17 protein-coding genes are annotated in these 17,575 nt (G+C 55.8%); 3 read left to right on the forward strand and 14 right to left on the reverse strand.

What is annotated here, in order from left to right; genetic code table 11:
• Window positions 1-128: 128 nt before the first annotated feature.
• Window positions 129-839, reverse strand: a complete 711-nt coding sequence (locus tag KTH07_RS19215; protein WP_017383576.1) for a DUF3053 domain-containing protein — start codon at window positions 837-839, stop codon at window positions 129-131.
• 330 nt (window positions 840-1,169) lie between these two features.
• On the opposite strand from KTH07_RS19215, the gene KTH07_RS19220 reads away from it, so the two are divergent.
• Window positions 1,170-1,457: an HTH-type transcriptional regulator gene (locus tag KTH07_RS19220; protein WP_003860776.1), complete on the forward strand. Its 288-nt coding sequence runs from the start codon at window positions 1,170-1,172 to the stop codon at window positions 1,455-1,457.
• 38 nt (window positions 1,458-1,495) lie between these two features.
• Here KTH07_RS19220 and KTH07_RS19225 read toward each other — a convergent pair whose 3' ends face one another.
• The 3 genes from KTH07_RS19225 to ubiD all read right to left on the reverse strand — a co-directional run bounded on the left by KTH07_RS19225 (window position 1,496) and on the right by ubiD (window position 5,569).
• Window positions 1,496-3,115, reverse strand: a complete 1,620-nt coding sequence (locus tag KTH07_RS19225) for an ABC-F family ATP-binding cassette domain-containing protein (RefSeq protein ID WP_017383577.1) — start codon at window positions 3,113-3,115, stop codon at window positions 1,496-1,498.
• A 216-nt stretch (window positions 3,116-3,331) separates the two neighbouring features.
• On the reverse strand, window positions 3,332-4,033 hold the full coding sequence (gene fre / locus KTH07_RS19230; protein ID WP_003860778.1) for an NAD(P)H-flavin reductase: 702 nt from the start codon (window positions 4,031-4,033) through the stop codon (window positions 3,332-3,334).
• A 39-nt stretch (window positions 4,034-4,072) separates the two neighbouring features.
• Window positions 4,073-5,569 carry a 4-hydroxy-3-polyprenylbenzoate decarboxylase gene (gene ubiD, locus KTH07_RS19235; RefSeq protein ID WP_017383578.1) on the reverse strand — a complete coding sequence of 499 codons (1,497 nt, stop codon included), beginning with the start codon at window positions 5,567-5,569 and terminating at the stop codon, window positions 4,073-4,075.
• 169 nt (window positions 5,570-5,738) lie between these two features.
• Here ubiD and rfaH point away from each other — a divergent pair, with 169 nt between their 5' ends.
• Window positions 5,739-6,230, forward strand: coding sequence for a transcription/translation regulatory transformer protein RfaH (rfaH, locus tag KTH07_RS19240; protein WP_003860779.1), 492 nt, complete (start codon window positions 5,739-5,741; stop codon window positions 6,228-6,230).
• Here the strand turns inward: rfaH and tatD are convergent.
• From tatD to udp, 9 genes are all read right to left on the reverse strand, one after another.
• A complete protein-coding gene (gene tatD / locus KTH07_RS19245) occupies window positions 6,227-7,009 on the reverse strand; it encodes a 3'-5' ssDNA/RNA exonuclease TatD (protein ID WP_017694739.1) in 783 nt (260 codons plus the stop codon). The two genes, rfaH and tatD, sit on opposite strands and share 4 nt — an antisense overlap.
• Window positions 7,010-7,050: 41 nt before the next feature.
• The gene (gene tatC, locus KTH07_RS19250; RefSeq protein WP_015569997.1) at window positions 7,051-7,821 is read right to left on the reverse strand and encodes a Sec-independent protein translocase subunit TatC; all 771 of its coding nucleotides are present in this window, start codon (window positions 7,819-7,821) and stop codon (window positions 7,051-7,053) included.
• A gap of 2 nt (window positions 7,822-7,823) precedes the next feature.
• The gene (gene tatB / locus KTH07_RS19255; protein ID WP_003860783.1) at window positions 7,824-8,366 is read right to left on the reverse strand and encodes a Sec-independent protein translocase protein TatB; all 543 of its coding nucleotides are present in this window, start codon (window positions 8,364-8,366) and stop codon (window positions 7,824-7,826) included.
• Between the two features lie 3 nt (window positions 8,367-8,369).
• Window positions 8,370-8,624, reverse strand: coding sequence for a Sec-independent protein translocase subunit TatA (gene tatA / locus KTH07_RS19260; protein ID WP_003860787.1), 255 nt, complete (start codon window positions 8,622-8,624; stop codon window positions 8,370-8,372).
• 76 nt (window positions 8,625-8,700) lie between these two features.
• Window positions 8,701-10,341, reverse strand: a complete 1,641-nt coding sequence (gene ubiB, locus KTH07_RS19265; RefSeq protein WP_023302908.1) for a ubiquinone biosynthesis regulatory protein kinase UbiB — start codon at window positions 10,339-10,341, stop codon at window positions 8,701-8,703.
• Window positions 10,338-10,943, reverse strand: coding sequence for an SCP2 domain-containing protein (locus KTH07_RS19270; RefSeq protein ID WP_023295740.1), 606 nt, complete (start codon window positions 10,941-10,943; stop codon window positions 10,338-10,340). Before KTH07_RS19270 ends, ubiB begins: the two co-directional genes overlap by 4 nt.
• A gap of 13 nt (window positions 10,944-10,956) precedes the next feature.
• A complete protein-coding gene (gene ubiE, locus KTH07_RS19275) occupies window positions 10,957-11,712 on the reverse strand; it encodes a bifunctional demethylmenaquinone methyltransferase/2-methoxy-6-polyprenyl-1,4-benzoquinol methylase UbiE (RefSeq protein WP_003860790.1) in 756 nt (251 codons plus the stop codon).
• A 66-nt stretch (window positions 11,713-11,778) separates the two neighbouring features.
• Window positions 11,779-13,236, reverse strand: coding sequence for a DNA recombination protein RmuC (gene rmuC / locus KTH07_RS19280; RefSeq protein ID WP_063162199.1), 1,458 nt, complete (start codon window positions 13,234-13,236; stop codon window positions 11,779-11,781).
• A 138-nt stretch (window positions 13,237-13,374) separates the two neighbouring features.
• Window positions 13,375-14,136, reverse strand: coding sequence for a uridine phosphorylase (gene udp / locus KTH07_RS19285; protein ID WP_003860792.1), 762 nt, complete (start codon window positions 14,134-14,136; stop codon window positions 13,375-13,377).
• 259 nt (window positions 14,137-14,395) lie between these two features.
• Between udp and KTH07_RS19290 the strand changes: the two genes are divergently transcribed.
• Window positions 14,396-15,202, forward strand: a complete 807-nt coding sequence (locus tag KTH07_RS19290) for a dienelactone hydrolase family protein (protein WP_023302906.1) — start codon at window positions 14,396-14,398, stop codon at window positions 15,200-15,202.
• Window positions 15,203-15,249: 47 nt separating this feature from the next.
• On the opposite strand, the gene metE is transcribed toward KTH07_RS19290, so the two are convergent.
• Window positions 15,250-17,511, reverse strand: coding sequence for a 5-methyltetrahydropteroyltriglutamate--homocysteine S-methyltransferase (gene metE, locus KTH07_RS19295; RefSeq protein WP_032620658.1), 2,262 nt, complete (start codon window positions 17,509-17,511; stop codon window positions 15,250-15,252).
• Window positions 17,512-17,575 lie beyond the last annotated feature (64 nt).

The raw sequence follows: 17,575 nt of genomic DNA on the forward strand, positions 1-17,575 counted from the left end.
CTGCTTTACTAAACTGCTTTAGGTCTGTGTAACAAACCGACGAACATAGTTATACCGATGTGGTAGATGAATGACAAGTGTTATTTTCATCAAGCATAAAAAAAACCCCGCCGAAGCGGGGGTTTTTCTTATTCCGTAGCAGCGACCGCTGCGCTCCAGGCCTGGCTAAAGGCCTGATGCTGGGACGCTAGCGGCCCGATCAGCGCGTTGTACTGGCTCGCCTGCTGGGAGGTCGGGAACTGGATACCGTTAGAGACGAAGCTCACCTGCGTACCTTGTTCACTAATAAAGTCACCCACCTGAACCAGCTGCTGAGTAAAGACCTGCGCCGCCGGGATCAGCGGTTGCAAGGCGTTTGACGGCTTGGTCACGACTTTCTCATACACCTGGTCATAGACCGGTTTGAGATCCTCGCCCTGCTTCAACGCGGAACGCGACGCATCAGCCTGCATTTTGGCATTTTGCAGCTGCTGGCTCAGTACCCCAAGCGCGCCATTTGACTGGCGCAGCGGTTCGCGCTGGGTCATATAATCCTGTGGAACGCGGATGGCATTCACGCTATCCACTACCGGGCGAATACCGGAATCCATCGCCTGGCTTACCTGCTGTGAATAGCCATACAGAATGGCGTAATCCGACACGAATGGACCAAACTGTTTTTTCTGATCCGCAGTCAGCGTTGGTAAACGCTCGCCGCTACGCATCACTGTATTCTGTAGAAAATCGATAAACGCTTTGCGCTGATCGCCTTCTTTATCGAAACACCCACTCAGGCTAACAACCATCAACAACGCCGCAATAGGCGCAAACCAGCGAGAGCAGGACTTTCCTGTCGCCATTTTATTACTCCTTTCACCCAAAAAGCGCACACCGGCACACGCGTGCCCAACGCTGACAAGGATAGTCCAGGTCAGCCTTGCAAGATAGAGTTTTCATGCAAAACGGGTATTCCCGTTTTTGTACTGACTATTTACAAAAAAATACCTGTGCATCCCTACATATGACTAATCAGGTAATTAGCATAACTATCCATATAGCTGAAACGCGTAAAGCGATCGTTATCGCACAATTAATCACAGCCGTGACGATCCTGTGTCTGGTTTAGGGACTATTCTTAACAGGCTCTCTGATGTTCATGATCCCGATGTGTGATTTATGAGGAGTTCTCAATGGAATTAAAAGATCCTGAGTTTGAGCTGCTGAGCAGCCTGGAACAGATTATTTTTAAAGATGTACCGCCGACGGTTACCCTGAATCAAAAGTCCAATCCTTTTAGTGAATTTGAGCGTTTACGCAAAGGATCGGGCCTGAAAACAGATGAATTCGCAAGAGCGATGGGTGTCAGCGTAGCGATGGTGCTGGAGTGGGAGTCAAAACGTGAAAAACCTACCCCAGCCGAGCTAAAGCTGATGCGCCTGATCCAGGCAAACCCTGACCTTCGCAAGCAGTTAGCCTGATAAAGTTTGTTTGCCCCCGCCCTTGCGGGGGCTTGTGTTTACAGGCTTTCACATCGCCATCCCGTCTCTTCCCATACCAGTTCATGCGTCAGCTTCAGCCCTGCCAGAAAGGCTTCATCATGCGACACCACCAGCAGCGCGCCGGGGTAATCGGCTAAGGCCGCTTCAATGGCCTGAACAGAGGCCAGATCAAGATGGTTGGTCGGCTCATCCAGAAGCAACAGCTGCGTTGCCGCTTCACGCCACAATACGCAGGCCAGCGCGGCCTTCAGGCGCTCGCCGCCACTCAGTTCGGCCAGTGGTAGTGTCACTTTCTCTGCGCCCAACTGAAGCTGCGCTAAACGGGTACGCAGCGCCCCCTCTTCGAGCGGCGTATTGCCCAGGCTAAGGTGTGTCATCACCGACTGCGACAGATCCAGCCGGGAAAGATGCTGATCGAGATACGCACACCTGACGGAGACCTTACAGGTTCCCGTGACAGGGGCTGTTTTGCCCAACATCACTTTCAACAGCGTGGATTTTCCACAGCCGTTCGGCCCGCGTAGCGCCACGCGCATCGGGCCATCCATTCGCCAGTTTATCGGGGAGACAGGCACGTGCGGAAGCACCAGTTCTTCCAGCACCAGTACCTGTTTTCCTTCCGGGATTTCACTGCCCGGCAGGGTAAACATCACCGCGTTATCCTCTTCAACCCGCTCGCGTGCCTGGTTGAACGCAGCGTTCAGAGCATGATTTTGATCGCTATGCTGTTTTTTCCAGGAACCAATACGCTCTTTCGCCGCCCCTTTGTATTTGACCCGTTCAAACGAGGCGATGTTAAGGCTGTCGACCGTGCGAAGCGTTTTGGCTGAACGCCGCAGGCTGTCGTCATGCTCTTTATGCATACGGGCGCGGGTACGCTTGCGTTCGGTGGCAGCATGCTCCAGCGCGGCGCGGGCAGCCAGTTGCTCAGCATCACGCTGGGTTCGATAGTCAGCATAATTCCCCCCGTAGCTGCGCAAGCCCAACGCGCTCAGTTCAAGGATACGCGGTACCTGGGCCAGCAACTCACGGTCGTGAGAGGCCACCAGTACCCCGCCCTGATACCGGGAAAGCTGCTCGTAGAACCACACGCGGCCTTGCCTGTCGAGGTGGTTGGTCGGTTCGTCCAGCAGCAGGTAATCAGCATCTGCGGTGAATGCGCTGCACAGCAAAGCACGAATGCGCTCGCCGCCGCTCAGTTCTGCCGCGCGTTTATTCGGGTCAAAAGGGGGAAGTTTTGCAGCGATAAAAGCCTGGCTCAGCCGTTCAGCCAGATCCCAGTAACCGTCGAGCGTGTCGAGATCGTCGGGTTCATAATGACCGCTGTCGATGCGCGTGCGCGCCGCAAAGATCGCGTCGTAACCAAGCAGTCCGGCAAGCGTGGTATCCGCAGAAATATCCTGCTGTTGCGCCACATAGACGTGTGTACCAAAGCGCTCAATATGACCGCTGGCGGGTTCATCAACCCCTGCCAGCAGCCGCAGCAGCCGTGTTTTGCCGCTGCCGTTGCGGCCAACCAGCGCGCACACTGACGCATCCAGAGAAAGATTCAGTGGACCAAAAAGGATATCGCCCGTCGCAAACTGACAGGTGACCTGATGCAAAATAAAAGAGGGGGACTGCGCAAAATGAGCCATAAGCACTCCTGAATGAAATCAAAACATCCCCTGCCGACGCGGTGCGTTGAGCAAGGATCGAAATTCATCAGTCGTGTTTGTTCATTTTTGGGGGGCGCTCCTGAGGGCGAAATTTAACGGGAACAAGAATAACGGCATTGCGCCGCTCATTTCAAGGTTAAATTTTCACCAGGCTATTGCCCGAGCATAAAAAACCCGCCGAAGCGGGTCTCTCAATCAGATAAACGCAAACGCATCGCCAAACAGACGATCTTCCCGCGCGTCACGCTCGTTGCAGAACAGGTCGCGGGCAATTTTTGCCATTTCAAAGCGACCGGCAATGTAGATATCGTGCCCGGCCAGCGTCCCGTGATCCTGCAATACCGCAGTCAGCACCGTACCGCTGCGCCCGCGCCAGCCCTCTTCCGGCTGCTCGACAACCGGCTCGATGCGCAGGTTTGGATGATTTACGCTCAGCGCTTCCAGCTCAGACAGATCGTAAAGATGCTTCTCTTCACGGCCGCCCCAGTAGATGGTGATATCGCGATTCGGGTTGCGCGCCAGCGCGGTCAGCAGAATAGAGCGGACATATGAGAAGCCCGTGCCACCGGCAATCAGGATCAGCGGACGGTCTTCGTCTTCACGCAGCCAGGCCTCGCCGTGAGGAATATCGACCACGATTTCACGCTCTTTCAGGATGCGGTCCATCACGGCCATCGCGTACAGGTTAAGCTCAGACGCACCAATATGCAGCTCAATAAATTCCTTCTCTGCTGGCGTTGAGGCCATAGAGAAAGGACGCTTATCACGCTCGTCCATCACGACCATCAGGTACTGACCGGCACGGAATGAGAAGGCCGCTTCAGGAACCAAACGGACGCGATATACGGTGTCGGTAATAGCATCTACCGACGTCACTTTACAGCTTAAGGTTGTCATTCGCTCTCTCTGTCGGGAAGTCTATAGGGCTAAACGGTCTTATTCTGCCTTACCGTTATTCATTATGGCCAGCTCGTCCCAGATCGCGTCAATTCGCGCGGTCACGGCAGGATCTTTTTTGATCGGGCGACCCCATTCACGGTCGGTTTCGCCAGGCCATTTGTTCGTGGCATCCAGTCCCATTTTTGAGCCAAGGCCGGAAACCGGCGAGGCAAAGTCCAGGTAATCAATCGGCGTGTTTTCCACTAACACCGTATCACGCGCCGGATCCATACGCGTGGTGATGGCCCAGATGACGTCATTCCAGTCGCGGGCATTGACGTCATCATCGCAGACAATCACAAACTTGGTATACATAAACTGGCGCAGGAAAGACCATACGCCCATCATCACGCGCTTAGCGTGACCGGCATACTGCTTCTTCATCGTCACCACCGCCAGGCGATACGAACACCCTTCCGGCGGCAGATAAAAATCAACAATTTCCGGGAACTGCTTTTGCAGGATCGGCACGAACACTTCGTTCAGCGCCACGCCAAGCACCGCCGGTTCATCCGGTGGACGGCCGGTATAGGTGGAGTGATAGATGGCATCTTCACGCTGGGTAATGTGGGTGACGGTGAACACCGGGAAGTTATCCACTTCGTTGTAATAGCCGGTGTGGTCGCCGTACGGCCCTTCGGGCGCCAGCTCGCCCTGTTCAATGTAACCTTCCAGCACAATCTCTGCGCTGGCCGGTACTTCCAGGTCATTGGAGATGCACTTCACCACTTCGGTTTTGGTGCCGCGCAGCAGCCCTGCAAAGGCATATTCAGACAGCGTATCAGGAACAGGCGTCACCGCGCCCAGAATGGTTGCCGGATCGGCACCCAGCGCGACGGAAACCGGGAAGCGTTCGCCCGGATGGGCCGCGCACCACTCCTGGAAATCCAGCGCCCCACCGCGATGGGACAACCAGCGCATGATGAGCTTGTTCTTGCCAATCAGCTGCTGGCGATAAATGCCGAGGTTTTGACGCTCTTTATGCGGCCCACGCGTCACGGTGAGGCCCCAGGTGATCAGCGGTGCGGCATCGTCAGGCCAGCACTGCATGATGGGAATTTTGGTCAGATCCACCGCATCGCCTTCCAGCACTTTTTGCTGGCACGGCGCACCGCGCAGGCGTTTGGTGGGCATGTTCAGCACCTGCTTAAACTGCGGCAGCTTGTCGAACAGGTCGCGGAACCCTTTTGGCGGCTCCGGCTCTTTAAGAAAGGCCAGCAGTTTGCCCACTTCACGTAACGCCGTGACATCTTCCTGTCCCATCCCCAGCGCCACGCGGCGAGGTGTGCCAAACAGGTTGCACAGCACCGGCATGGCGTAGCCTTTTGGGTTTTCAAACAGCAACGCCGGGCCGCCCGCGCGCAGGGTGCGGTCAGCGATTTCTGTCATTTCCAGATACGGATCAACAGGAAGCGTAATGCGTTTGAGTTCGCCCTGCTTTTCCAGCAGCGCCAGGAAGTCGCGTAGATCGTGGTATTTCATGCAGTTAATCATGGCCTCTCTGTAAGCGCTTCATTATACGGCGTAAGACCGCGTGATGCTGTAATTTTGTTAAATTAGCGTGAACTTCCACGACTTACTCTCTTTTTCGCCATTATAATCACCTTAGCGATCCCGCCAGGGTTTTGGTATGCTTGCGCCCCGAACAATGGGAAGAGTGATTATGCAGGCCTGGTATTTACTGTATTGCAAACGCGGGCAACTTCAGCGCGCGCAGGAACATCTTGAACGTCAGTCTGTTAACTGCCTGACACCCGTGATCACGCTTGAAAAAATGCAGCGTGGAAGACGCACGACCGTCAGTGAGCCTCTGTTCCCGAACTATCTGTTCGTCGAGTTCGACCCCGAAGTGATCCACACCACGACGATCAGCGCCACGCGCGGCGTCAGCCATTTTGTGCGTTTTGGCGCCCATCCGGCAAGAGTACCGTCATCGGTTATTCATCAGCTTTCTGTCTACCAGCAGCCTGAAGATATTACCGATCCGGAAACCCCTTATGCCGGCGACAGCGTGGTGATCACCGAAGGCGCCTTTGAAGGGTTACAGGCCATCTTCGCTGAGCCGGACGGTGAAGCGCGCTCCATGCTGCTGCTCAACCTGCTGAACAAAGAGGTGTTGCAGAGCGTTAAAAACACCGATTTCCGCAAAGTTTAGAACTGCACGCCGAACAGACGACGCACGTTATCATCGGTTTGTGCTGCCAGCCACTGGGCATCTTCTCCGCGCCAGTGCGCCACTCGCTCAGCAATATGCCCCAGGTAGGCCGGTTCATTACGTCGTGATGGCGGTTTGGGCTGCATATCCCGGGGCAACAGATACGGCGCATCCGTTTCCAGCAGCAAACGATCGGCCGGGATAACGGGTAACAGCTCACGCAGTTCCAGCCCACGACGCTCATCGCAGACCCAGCCCGTGATACCCAAATACAGCCCGCGGTTCAGGCAATCCAGCGCTTCCTGACGGGAGCCCGTAAAGCAGTGCAACACCGCGCCCGGCAGTTTCTCCAGCCAGGGTTCCAGTAGCGCCATAAAACGTTCATGCGCATCGCGACAGTGCATAAACACCGGCATCTCCAGCTCTGCTGCCAGCGCGAGCTGGGCGGTAAATGCCTTCTCCTGCTCTTCAGGTGTCGAGAAGTTACGGTTGAAATCAAGCCCGCATTCGCCAATGGCAACCACTTCTGGCGTTTGTGCCAGACGATGAAGCGCCTCAGCGCTTTCATGCGTCCACTGGCTGCTGTCATGAGGATGCACGCCTGCGGTGGACCAGCAGTGTTGATAGCGTTGCGCCAGCTGCCGTGCCTGCTCACTCTCATGCAGATTCGTTCCCGTCAGTAGCAGCCCACCCACGCCGGCGGCAAAGGCGCGCGCCACCACCTCATCGTGGTCTTTCGCAAACTGGGCGCTGGTGAGGTTAAGCCCGATATCAAACATACGTATCCCCATATGACAACCGCCCTGACGGGCGGTTGGTTTTATTCTTTAGTAGTCTCTTCAGACGGCTCGTCTTCTTCGTCCCGGGTACGCCCCTTTCCGACGTAGAAACGAGCGAAGAACACGCCGACTTCAAACAGGCAGTACATAGGTATCGCCAGTAAGGTTTGCGAGAAGACGTCCGGTGGCGTTAACAGCATACCTACGACAAATGCCCCCACCAGGATGTACGGGCGCTTCTTACGCAGATCGTCAGGCGTGGTCACCCCCACCCAGCAGAGCAGGACAATTGCTACGGGCACCTCGAAGGCGACACCAAAGGCCATAAACAGCGCCATCACGAAGCTGAGGTAGCTGGCGATGTCCGTCGACACCTGTACCCCTTCCGGTGCGGTATGCGTCAGGAAGCCGAAGGCCAGCGGGAAGACAACGAAGTAGGCGAACGCCATGCCGATATAAAACAGCAGCGAACTGGACACCAGCAGCGGAATAACCAGCTTGCGTTCATGCTTGTACAGCGCGGGCGCCACAAATGCCCAGACCTGATACAAAATGACCGGCGCAGAGGCAATCAACGACACCCAGAAGGTCAGTTTGATCGGGGTAAAGAACGGTGAAGCAACGTCTGTTGCAATCATCGTCGCGCCCAGAGGCATCTGTTTAATCAGCGGCGCGGAAACCACCTGATAGATATCGTTGGCAAAATAGACCAGACATAAAAAAATGAGGAAAACCGCAATAATGCAGTTTAACAGGCGCTTACGCAGCTCAATGAGGTGCGTAATAAGCGGTTGAGTATCATCTACTGCCATGTTTACGCTTTATCACTCGACGAGGGGGATGATTCGGAAACGGGCGCGGCGGGTTTTACCTCAGCCGTTTTGACCACGGGCTCTTCCGGCGGCACCTGCTTTTTCACTTCGGGCTCCTGCGGCGATTGCTCTGGCGAAGCAGCCTGATGCTCCGCGCTGGAAGGCGTTACACCCTCGCGCTGCTCTTCGCTACCCTTCACCACCGGATTGTGGATGGTGTTTGCTTCATCGCTCGCCTTCTCAGGATCGTTAATGCTGTAAGAACGCTTCATGGATTCCGCCGCTTCGCGCAACTCATCCATTGATGCTTTCAGCTCCGGCGTCAGGTTGTCCATGCTCGCCTTTTCAACCTTTTTCAGGCTGTCCTGAAATTCCTGAAGCTTCAGCTCCTGCGCCAGCTCGTTCTGCACGGTAGTTGCCAGCGAGCGAAGCGCCCGCACCCAGCCCACGACGGTTTTCACCGCAACGGGTAAACGCTGCGGCCCCAACACAATCAGACCAATCACAAAGACCAGCAGTAACTCACCAAAACCAATGTCGAACACGAATTACACCTGCTCTTTATCGTGACGTTTAGCCTCTTCCTTTTTGGCTTCGTCCTGCTTATCGGCGATGGATTTAGCGGTAAAATCAGCATCCTGACTGGTTTTTTCCTGCTTATTCTCATCATCGCTCATGGCTTTCTTGAAGCCTTTGATTGACGCGCCCAGGTCGGAACCAATCGATCCGAGTTTTTTCGTGCCAAACAGCAGCACAACGATGACGGCAATGATCACTAACTGCCAGATACTGATACCACCCATGCGTGTTCCCCAGTGATAGATGATTAATTAGTCAGATCGCATTATACGTATGCAATCTCTCGATAGCGACGCTAATTCAGCGCGTTTTTCTCCAGCCAGCAAGCCAGACAACCACACCGGCAGCCATAATCCAGGCTGGCATCATTTCCCAGTCCGGACGATTGATCAACAGCAACGTGCCGCTTATCAGCAGCGTCGCGCCAATTCCGAAGAGATAGCGGGACTGCCCCTGACGCACGCGACTGGATTGAAGCTCGTGCGCGATTTTATCCATGCTGTGCTGAAGGTTCTTGCTCTGACGCAAACTGTCGTAAACCAGTTCAGGAATTTCAGGCATTTTTTCAATCCAGAACGGGCCTTTCTCTTTAAGCGAGCGAATCAGAGCTGGAATTCCGACCTGATCCTTAATCCAGGATTCGAGGAACGGTTTCGCGGTTTTCCACAAGTCTAACTGAGGATAGAGCTGGCGGCCTACGCCCTCAACGTAAAGTAATGTTTTCTGAAGTAAAACTAATTGCGGCTGCACTTCCATATTGAATCGGCGTGCGGTGTTGAACAGGTTGAGCAGGACGTGTCCGAAAGAGATCTCCGAGAGCGGCTTTTCAAAAATCGGCTCACAGACGGTGCGGATCGCAAATTCAAACTCTTCCACGTTGGTATCTGGCGGAACCCAGCCTGAATCCACGTGCAGCTCGGCCACCTTACGGTAGTCGCGATTGAAGAAAGCGATAAAGTTCTCTGCGAGGTAGCGCTTATCCTCTTTATTTAGCGAGCCGACAATACCGCAGTCGATGCCGATGTATTTCGGATCTTCCGGGTGCTCATAGCTGACGAAGATGTTGCCCGGATGCATGTCTGCATGGAAGAAGCTGTCGCGGAAAACCTGAGTAAAGAAGACCTGCACGCCACGCTCGGCCAGCAGCTTCATGTTGGTGCCCTGTTTTTCCAGCGCCGCCACGTCCGAGACCGGAATACCGTAGATACGTTCCATCACCATCATGTTCTGACTGCAATAGTCAGAATAGACTTCAGGAACATACAGCATCGGGCTGTCTTCAAAGTTTCGACGCAGCTGAATGGCGTTCGCCGATTCACGCAGCAGGTTAAGCTCGTCAATCAGCGTTTTTTCGTATTCCCGAACCACTTCCAGCGGACGCAGACGGCGACCATCCGGCAACAGACGCGGCACCCAGCGAGCCAGGCGATAAATCAGCTTCATGTCTGCTTTGATAACCGGCAGGATATCCGGACGAATCACTTTGATGACCACCTCTTTGCCATTTTCCTTCAGGCGCGCGGTGTGAACCTGCGCAATAGAGGCAGAGGCCAGGGGCTGAATATCGAAATCATCAAACCAGGTCTCGATGGGGATATTGCCCATCGCTTCTTCGATTTGTTTCTTCGCTCTCTCTCCGTCAAACGGAGCAACGCGGTCCTGCAATAGCGCGAGCTGATCGGCAATCTGCGGTGGGAAAAGGTCGCGACGTGTTGAGAGCATCTGCCCAAACTTGATCCAGACCGGGCCCAGCTCCTGTAACGCAAGACGCAGGCGTGCGCCCAGCTCCTGATCCTTATGGCGATTCGGCATCCAGAACAGCGTGCGACGCCAAAGCCGAAGCGGCAGGGTGATACGCATTCTGGGGATAAGCTCGTCGAGCCCGTAGCTCAAAAAGGTGCGAACGATAAAATAGAGGCGCCGAATTTCACCAGGCGTCATTTGCCCTCCAGTTTTTCCAGCCGTTTGGTTAACGCATCAACTGCGCGCTCAACTGCCGCGGTCTCTTCTGCAAACCAGGCGACTTCTAAAGGCCCCGGCGCCATACGCCACTCTTCGGTCAGCACCTCGGCAGCGTAGCGCTGTTGACGGAGCAGACCTTTACGAAGGAAAGCGGAACCCGTGCGCAGCGTTTTGCTTATACCTTCAGCCGCGATGTCGCCGATATAGGGCGCCATCAGTTCCGCCGGGTCGAATTCAGCCTGATCGCTGAGTGCAACGAAGTTCTGTACCACCTGAATATCGCCTTCGACCTCCAGCTCACCGCTGCGAATAAGCGCCGTCATCTGCTGACGGTCACGCAGTTTTGGCAATACGCTCATGTGCGTAATCACCGAGCAGTCAGCCTCGCCTTCCCACTCACCCAGAACGTCAAGCTGGCGTTCGCTGAAGACCAACACAAGCGGCGTCGAGAACTCCTTTAAAACGATGCGCAGCACCTTTCCGTTAAGCCGCTGACGTGCGGTTTTCAGCGCCGGAGCGCGATACAGAAAGGCATTCAGCACATTCTCGATGCCAGCGGTGACTAAGGGTTTAATGGGCACGGGAAACCTCCACTCAGAACTTGTAACCACGATGCAGCGCGACGACACCCGCCGTCATATTGAAGTATTCCACGTTTTCAAACTCCGCATCCTGCATCATCGCTTTCAGCGTGTCCTGATCCGGGTGCATTCGGATGGACTCGGCCAGATAACGGTAACTTTCTGCATCGTTTGCCACCAGCTCGCCGATGCGCGGCAGAACGTGGAAGGAATAGGCATCGTAAGCTTTGCTCAGCGGGTCGATAATCGGTTTAGAAAACTCGAGTACCAGAAGTCGACCGCCCGGCTTAAGCACGCGGTACATGGAGCGCAGCGCTTTATCTTTATCGGTAACGTTACGCAGACCGAAAGAGATGGTGATGCAGTCGAACGTATTGTCCGGGAACGGCAGCGCTTCGGCGTTGGCCTGAACATATTCAACGTTGCCTACCACGCCGATATTACGCAGCTTTTCGCGTCCCATTTTCAGCATGGAGTCGTTGATATCCGCCAGCACCACGCGGCCGGTTTCGCCAACCAGACGGGAGAATTTAGCGGTCAGATCCCCTGTGCCTCCGGCTAAATCCAGCACCGTTTGTCCACGGCGCACGCCGCTGCAATCAATAGTGAAGCGCTTCCACAAGCGATGAATGCCAAATGACATCAAATCATTCATCACATCGTACTTCGCCGCCACGGAATGAAATACGTGGGCCACCATGTCAGCTTTCTGCGCTTTGGCGACAGTCTGAAAGCCAAAGTGCGTTGTGTCTTGTGAATCGTCAACCATCTCAGAGCCTGCTAATCAGTCAAATGTTCGTGAAGTGTAACAGATTGGGCGCATTTGCCCTACGTTTCAACCACCGTGAAAGAAACGCGCCGGCTGCGCTTCGGGGGATAAACTCGCCGCTAAATCGTTGTCTTCATTGCGGCTATTTTGCTTACCGTCGCCTTCACGCAGACGAAACTCTTCGTCCTGAGCGGTAGCCTGCTCCACCAGTTCCGGATTAATCTCGCGTTTAACTTCCACCCCCAGGCTGCGAAACGCCTCCGCCTGCGCCAGCAAATTGCCACGCCCGGAGGAGAGTTTTTTCATCGCCTGGCGGTAGTTATCCTGCGCGCGATCCAGGCTTTGCCCCACCGAGGACATATCGTCCACAAACAGCCGCATTTTGTCGTACAGCTTGCTGGCGCGATCGGCAATCTGCTGCGCGTTACGGCTTTGGTGCTCATAGCGCCACAGGTTGGCAATGGTACGTAACGCCACCAGTAGCGTGGTGGGGCTGACCAGCATAATGTTATTTTTCAGCGCTTCGGTGATCAGTTCGGGCTGTCTGTCGAGTGCCAGCAGGAACGCAGGCTCGACCGGAATGAACATCAGCACATAATCCAGCGATCGCAGCCCCGGCAACTGCTGATAATCTTTTCTGCCCAGCAGACGGATATGGTTACGCACGGAGGCAATGTGCTCCTGCAACGCTGTTTCGCGGGCGTAGTCATCTTCCGCGTTGAAGTAGCGCTCATAGGCCACCAGCGTCATTTTGGCGTCGATAACCACATCTTTGCCCTGTGGCAGACGAACAATGACATCCGGCTGCATCCGCGAGCGCGCATCGTTCTCAATGCTGACCTGCGTTTCGTATTCGTATCCTTCGCGCAGGCCAGAGGCCTCCAGCACACGCGTCATGACCACTTCGCCCCAGTTTCCCTGCGCTTTGTTATCACCTTTCAGTGCGCGCGTCAGGTTAACCGCCTCCTGCGCCATCTGCGCATTCAGCTGCTGGAGATTACGAATTTCATGCGCCAGCGTGTGGCGTTCGCGGGCCTCCTGACCAAAGCTGTCCTGTACCTGACGGCGAAAGCCGTCCAGCTGTTCACGCAGCGGCGTCAGCAGGCTGTTCAGGCTCTGGCGGTTCTGCTCATCCACGCGGCGATTGCTGTGCTCAAAAATGCGGTTCGCGAGGTTCTCAAACTGCTCGCTAAGACGCTGCTCGCTGTTGATCATCTGACGGATTTTGTCTTCGGCGTGCAGTTGGGTGGACTCAAGACGGGTGGTCACTTCACGGAGATCGGCCTCCAGCGAGGTATTGATATCACGCAGATTGCGCAGTTCGTTATTGAGCAGTTCGCATTCGTCGCGCCAGTGGTCACTCAGCGCAAGCTGTTGTTTCGTCGCGCTAAGTTCAGCGACGATCTCTTCGCGCTCTGCCAGCTGTTCGGCTTTCTGCTGCGCATGCTGGTAGCCGGAAATGAGCCAGCCAATTCCCACGCTCACCAGCGCAATCACTGCATAAATCAGGATTGAGATATCCACAATGCCCCCTGCATCAACGTATTACCGCACAAAATAGAATTGTGCTGTATGAACGTCCAGTTTGAAAGGGTTTTCCTGCGAGGCGTTACGCAAAAAGAAAAGGCCGAGCATGTCGGCCTTTCAGCACTGAAGAGAGAATTAGATCAGGCGGCGCGCCGCTTCAACCACGATTTTCACCGCATGGCTTTCAGTCTGCTTCATGGTTTCAGCGTTCGGGATCTCCTGCTGAGTACGGTTGACGATAACGCCCGCCACCATACCGGCACGCAGACCCTGGCTTGCGCACATGGTCAGCAGCGTCGCAGATTCCATTTCGTAGTTCATGACGCCCATCGACTGCCACTCTTCCATGGAGCCTTTGAAACGGCTCACCACGCGACCAGAGAAGGTGTCGTAACGCTCCTGGCCCGGGTAGAAGGTATCGGAAGAGGCAGTTACGCCCACGTGGGTGGTGGCGCCCACGGACTTCGCGGCTTCAACCAGCGCGGTGGTGCATTCGAAATCGGCCACTGCCGGGAATTCCATCGGTGCAAAGTGCAGGCTTGCCCCGTCCAGACGCACGGATGCGGTGGTAACCAGCACGTCGCCCACGTTGATGTGCGGCTGAATGGCGCCTGTGGTGCCGATGCGCAGGAAAGTACGAATGCCCAGCTGCGCCAGCTCTTCAACGGCGATAGAGGTAGACGGGCCACCAATACCGGTAGAGCACACGATCACCGCTTTACCGTCCAGCTCTGCGCGCCAGGTGGTGAATTCGCGATGCGCTGCCAGCTTAACCGGCTTATCCATCAGCGCGGCGATCTTTTCCACACGCTCAGGATCGCCAGGGACGATAGCAAGCGTAGCCCCTTGTAAATCGTTTTTAGTGAGGCCGAGATGAAAAACATCAGACTTAGACATAGGTGACTCCTCTGTGGGTCGGTTTGTCAGAAGAAGTAAAACGGTACTTTACAGAAGCAATGTGCATTATTTCGTGATACACCTCACCATGAATGAAAATGATTGCAGTTAATTTCCATAAAATAGTGATTCACATCACATTAACAAGTTATATCGCCGGGTGCTGCACAAAAGATAGACGCTATAAGGCACTGTGGATTGTTAACCTGGTGTCTATATTTATCTTTGCGCTAATCCATTCATTGGTACGGAGAATGCCATGACTGAAAAAATCGGTTTTGCACCTGCTGCGGCCCCGCATGCTTCAACCATCGTCTCAACCCCTGAAGAGGCCATTACCGCAGGCGAGACCTCCATTCCCTCCCAGGGAGAGAACATGCCAGCGTACCACGCGCGGCCAAAATCCGCCGATGGCCCGCTGCCCATCGTGATCGTGGTGCAGGAAATATTTGGCGTTCATGAACATATTCGCGACCTCTGCCGCCGTCTGGCGCTGGAAGGTTACCTGGCCGTTGCGCCGGAACTCTATTTCCGTCAGGGCGATCCGAATGATTACAGCGACATCCCGACGCTGTTCAGCAACCTGGTCAGCAAAGTGCCGGACGCGCAGGTGCTGGCCGATCTCGACCACGTTGCCAGCTGGGCGGCGCGCAACGGTGGCGACCCGCACCGTCTGATGGTGACCGGCTTTTGCTGGGGCGGACGCATTAGCTGGCTGTATGCCGCGCACAATCCGCAGCTGAAAGCCGCTGTGGCCTGGTACGGTAAACTGGTGGGTGAAAAGACCCTGAACTCGCCGAAACATCCGGTTGATATCGCCACCGATTTAAATGCCCCGGTGCTAGGGCTGTATGGCGGCCAGGATACCGGCATTCCGCTTGATACCGTCGAGACCATGCGCCACGCGCTGCGGGCGGCAAACGCGAAGGCCGAAATCGTGGTGTACCCGGATGCGGGACACGCGTTTAATGCCGATTATCGTCCGAGCTATCACGCAGAATCGGCGAAAGATGGCTGGCAGAGAATGCTGGCGTGGTTCAGCCAGTACGGCGGGAAGAAAGCGTAATACAAAAAGCCCGGTGGCGGCTGCGCCAACCGGGCAATCCAGCCCCACTACGCCTGACGCAAATTCTGCGCCGCCTGCACCATGTTCGCCAGCGCCGCGCGGGTTTCAGGCCAGCCGCGAGTTTTCAGGCCGCAGTCCGGGTTTACCCACAGGCGTTCCGCCGGAATGCGCCGGGCGGCTTTTTGCAGCAGCGTTTCAATCCACTCCACGCTCGGCACGTTAGGGGAGTGAATGTCATACACACCCGGCCCGATTTCGTTCGGGTAGTCGAACTCTTCGAACGACTCCAGCAGCTCCATGTCTGAACGCGAGGTCTCGATGGTGATCACATCGGCGTCGAGCGCGGCAATGGAGTCCATGATGTCGTTAAATTCGCAGTAACACATGTGGGTGTGGATCTGCGTGTCGTCCTTCGCGACGGCCGCGTTGAGGCGGAACGCCTCCACGCCCCACGTCAGATAAGCATCCCAGTCGCTGCGACGCAGCGGCAAGCCTTCACGCAGCGCCGGTTCGTCGATCTGAATGATGCCAATCCCCGCCGCTTCCAGATCCGCCACTTCATCACGCAGCGCCAGGGCGATCTGTTTGGCGATGGTTTCCCGGGATACATCTTCACGCGGGAACGACCAGCAGAGAATGGTCACCGGCCCCGTAAGCATGCCTTTTACCGGTTTGTCGGTCAGAGACTGGGCATACTTCGCCCACTCCACGGTGATCGCTTCCGGGCGGCTGACGTCACCGATCACCACCGGCGGCTTCACGCAGCGGGAGCCGTAGCTTTGCACCCAGCCGTTCTGGGTAAAGACAAAGCCGTCCAGGTGTTCACCGAAGTATTCCACCATATCGTTACGCTCGGCCTCGCCGTGCACCAGCACGTCCAGACCCAGACGTTCCTGCTCGACGATCGCCTGTTTGATGTGCTCCGCAATGCCGGTGCGGTAGTGATTCGCATCCAGATTGCCCTTTTTGAAGTCCAGGCGCAGGCCGCGGATCTCGGTAGTCTGCGGGAAGGAGCCGATGGTTGTGGTCGGCCATGCGGGCAGGTTAAAGCGCGCACGCTGGGCTTCGGCGCGCACTTCATACGGGCTCTGGCGCTGGCTGTCCCGGGCAGTGATGGCCGCCAGACGTTTTTCCACCGCCGGGTTATGCACGCGCGTCGAGTGACGGCGCGCCTGGATCGGGGCGCTCCAGTCGGTAATCGCTGCCGTGTCGCCGCTGTTCAACGCGTCGCGCAGCAGAGCCAGCTCCTCACACTTTTGCAGGGCAAAGGCAAACCAGCTTTTCACCTCAGGGTCGAGTCGGGTCTCCACGCTCAGGTCGATCGGGCTGTGCAGCAGGGAACAGGAAGAGGCTACCCACAATTCACGTTTACCGACAATGTCCTTGATTTGTGCATATTTCCCGGTGAGATCGGCACGCCAGACGTTACGACCATTCACCAGACCGGCAGAGAGCAGCCACTCCGCAGGCAGACGCTTGTGCAACTCTGCCACATCGTCTTTGCCGTGAACGAGATCAACGTGCAGACCCTGAACCGGCAGCGCGGTAATGGTGTCGAGGTTCGGCGTTACGCCCTCGAAATAGGTGGTCAGCAGCAGCTTCACCTGGCCCGTGAGCGCGTCATACGCCGGTTTGAAGGCATCCAGCCACGCCTGCGGCAGCTCAAGCACCAGCGCCGGTTCATCGATTTGCACCCACTGAATACCGCGCTTACCCAGCTCAATCAGCACCTGCTTATAAACCGGCAGAATATCGTTCAGCAGGCTGAGGCGGTCGAACTGCTCGCCTTTCACTTTGCCCAGCCACAGGTAGGTGACCGGCCCCAGCAGCACGGGTTTCACCTGGTGACCCAGCGCCAGCGCTTCGTCCACTTCATCCAGAAGCTGGGTCCAGGTCAGTTTGAACTGCTGGCCCTTAACGAACTCCGGCACCATATAGTGATAGTTAGTGTTAAACCACTTGGTCATTTCCGCCGCTGCCGCTGGCTCACCCGCTGGCGCGCGGCCACGGCCGATGCGGAACAGGGTATCGATATCCACCGATCCATCGTTGTTCTGATGACGAGCCGGCACGTTGCCAAGCAGCAGGCTGGTGGTCAGAACATGGTCGTACCAGGCGAAATCGCCCACCGGCAGCAGGTCTACGCCCGCCTGTTTTTGCTGATCCCAGTGACGCGCGCGCAGCTCGCGCCCCACCGCCAGCAGTTCTTCGCGGGTGGCGTTACCCGCCCAGTAGCTTTCTTGCGCTTTTTTCAGCTCGCGACGCAGACCAACGCGAGGGAAACCGAGAGTGTGAGTGCGGATTGTCATGGCATACCCCTTGTAGAAATTCGTTATTTAGACGTCCAGATGTTTACACTTCTATAATTGGCAG

It is taken from the genome of Enterobacter cloacae complex sp. ECL72 (assembly GCF_019056635.1).
GTDB classification, from domain to species: Bacteria; Pseudomonadota; Gammaproteobacteria; order Enterobacterales; family Enterobacteriaceae; genus Enterobacter; species Enterobacter hormaechei_C.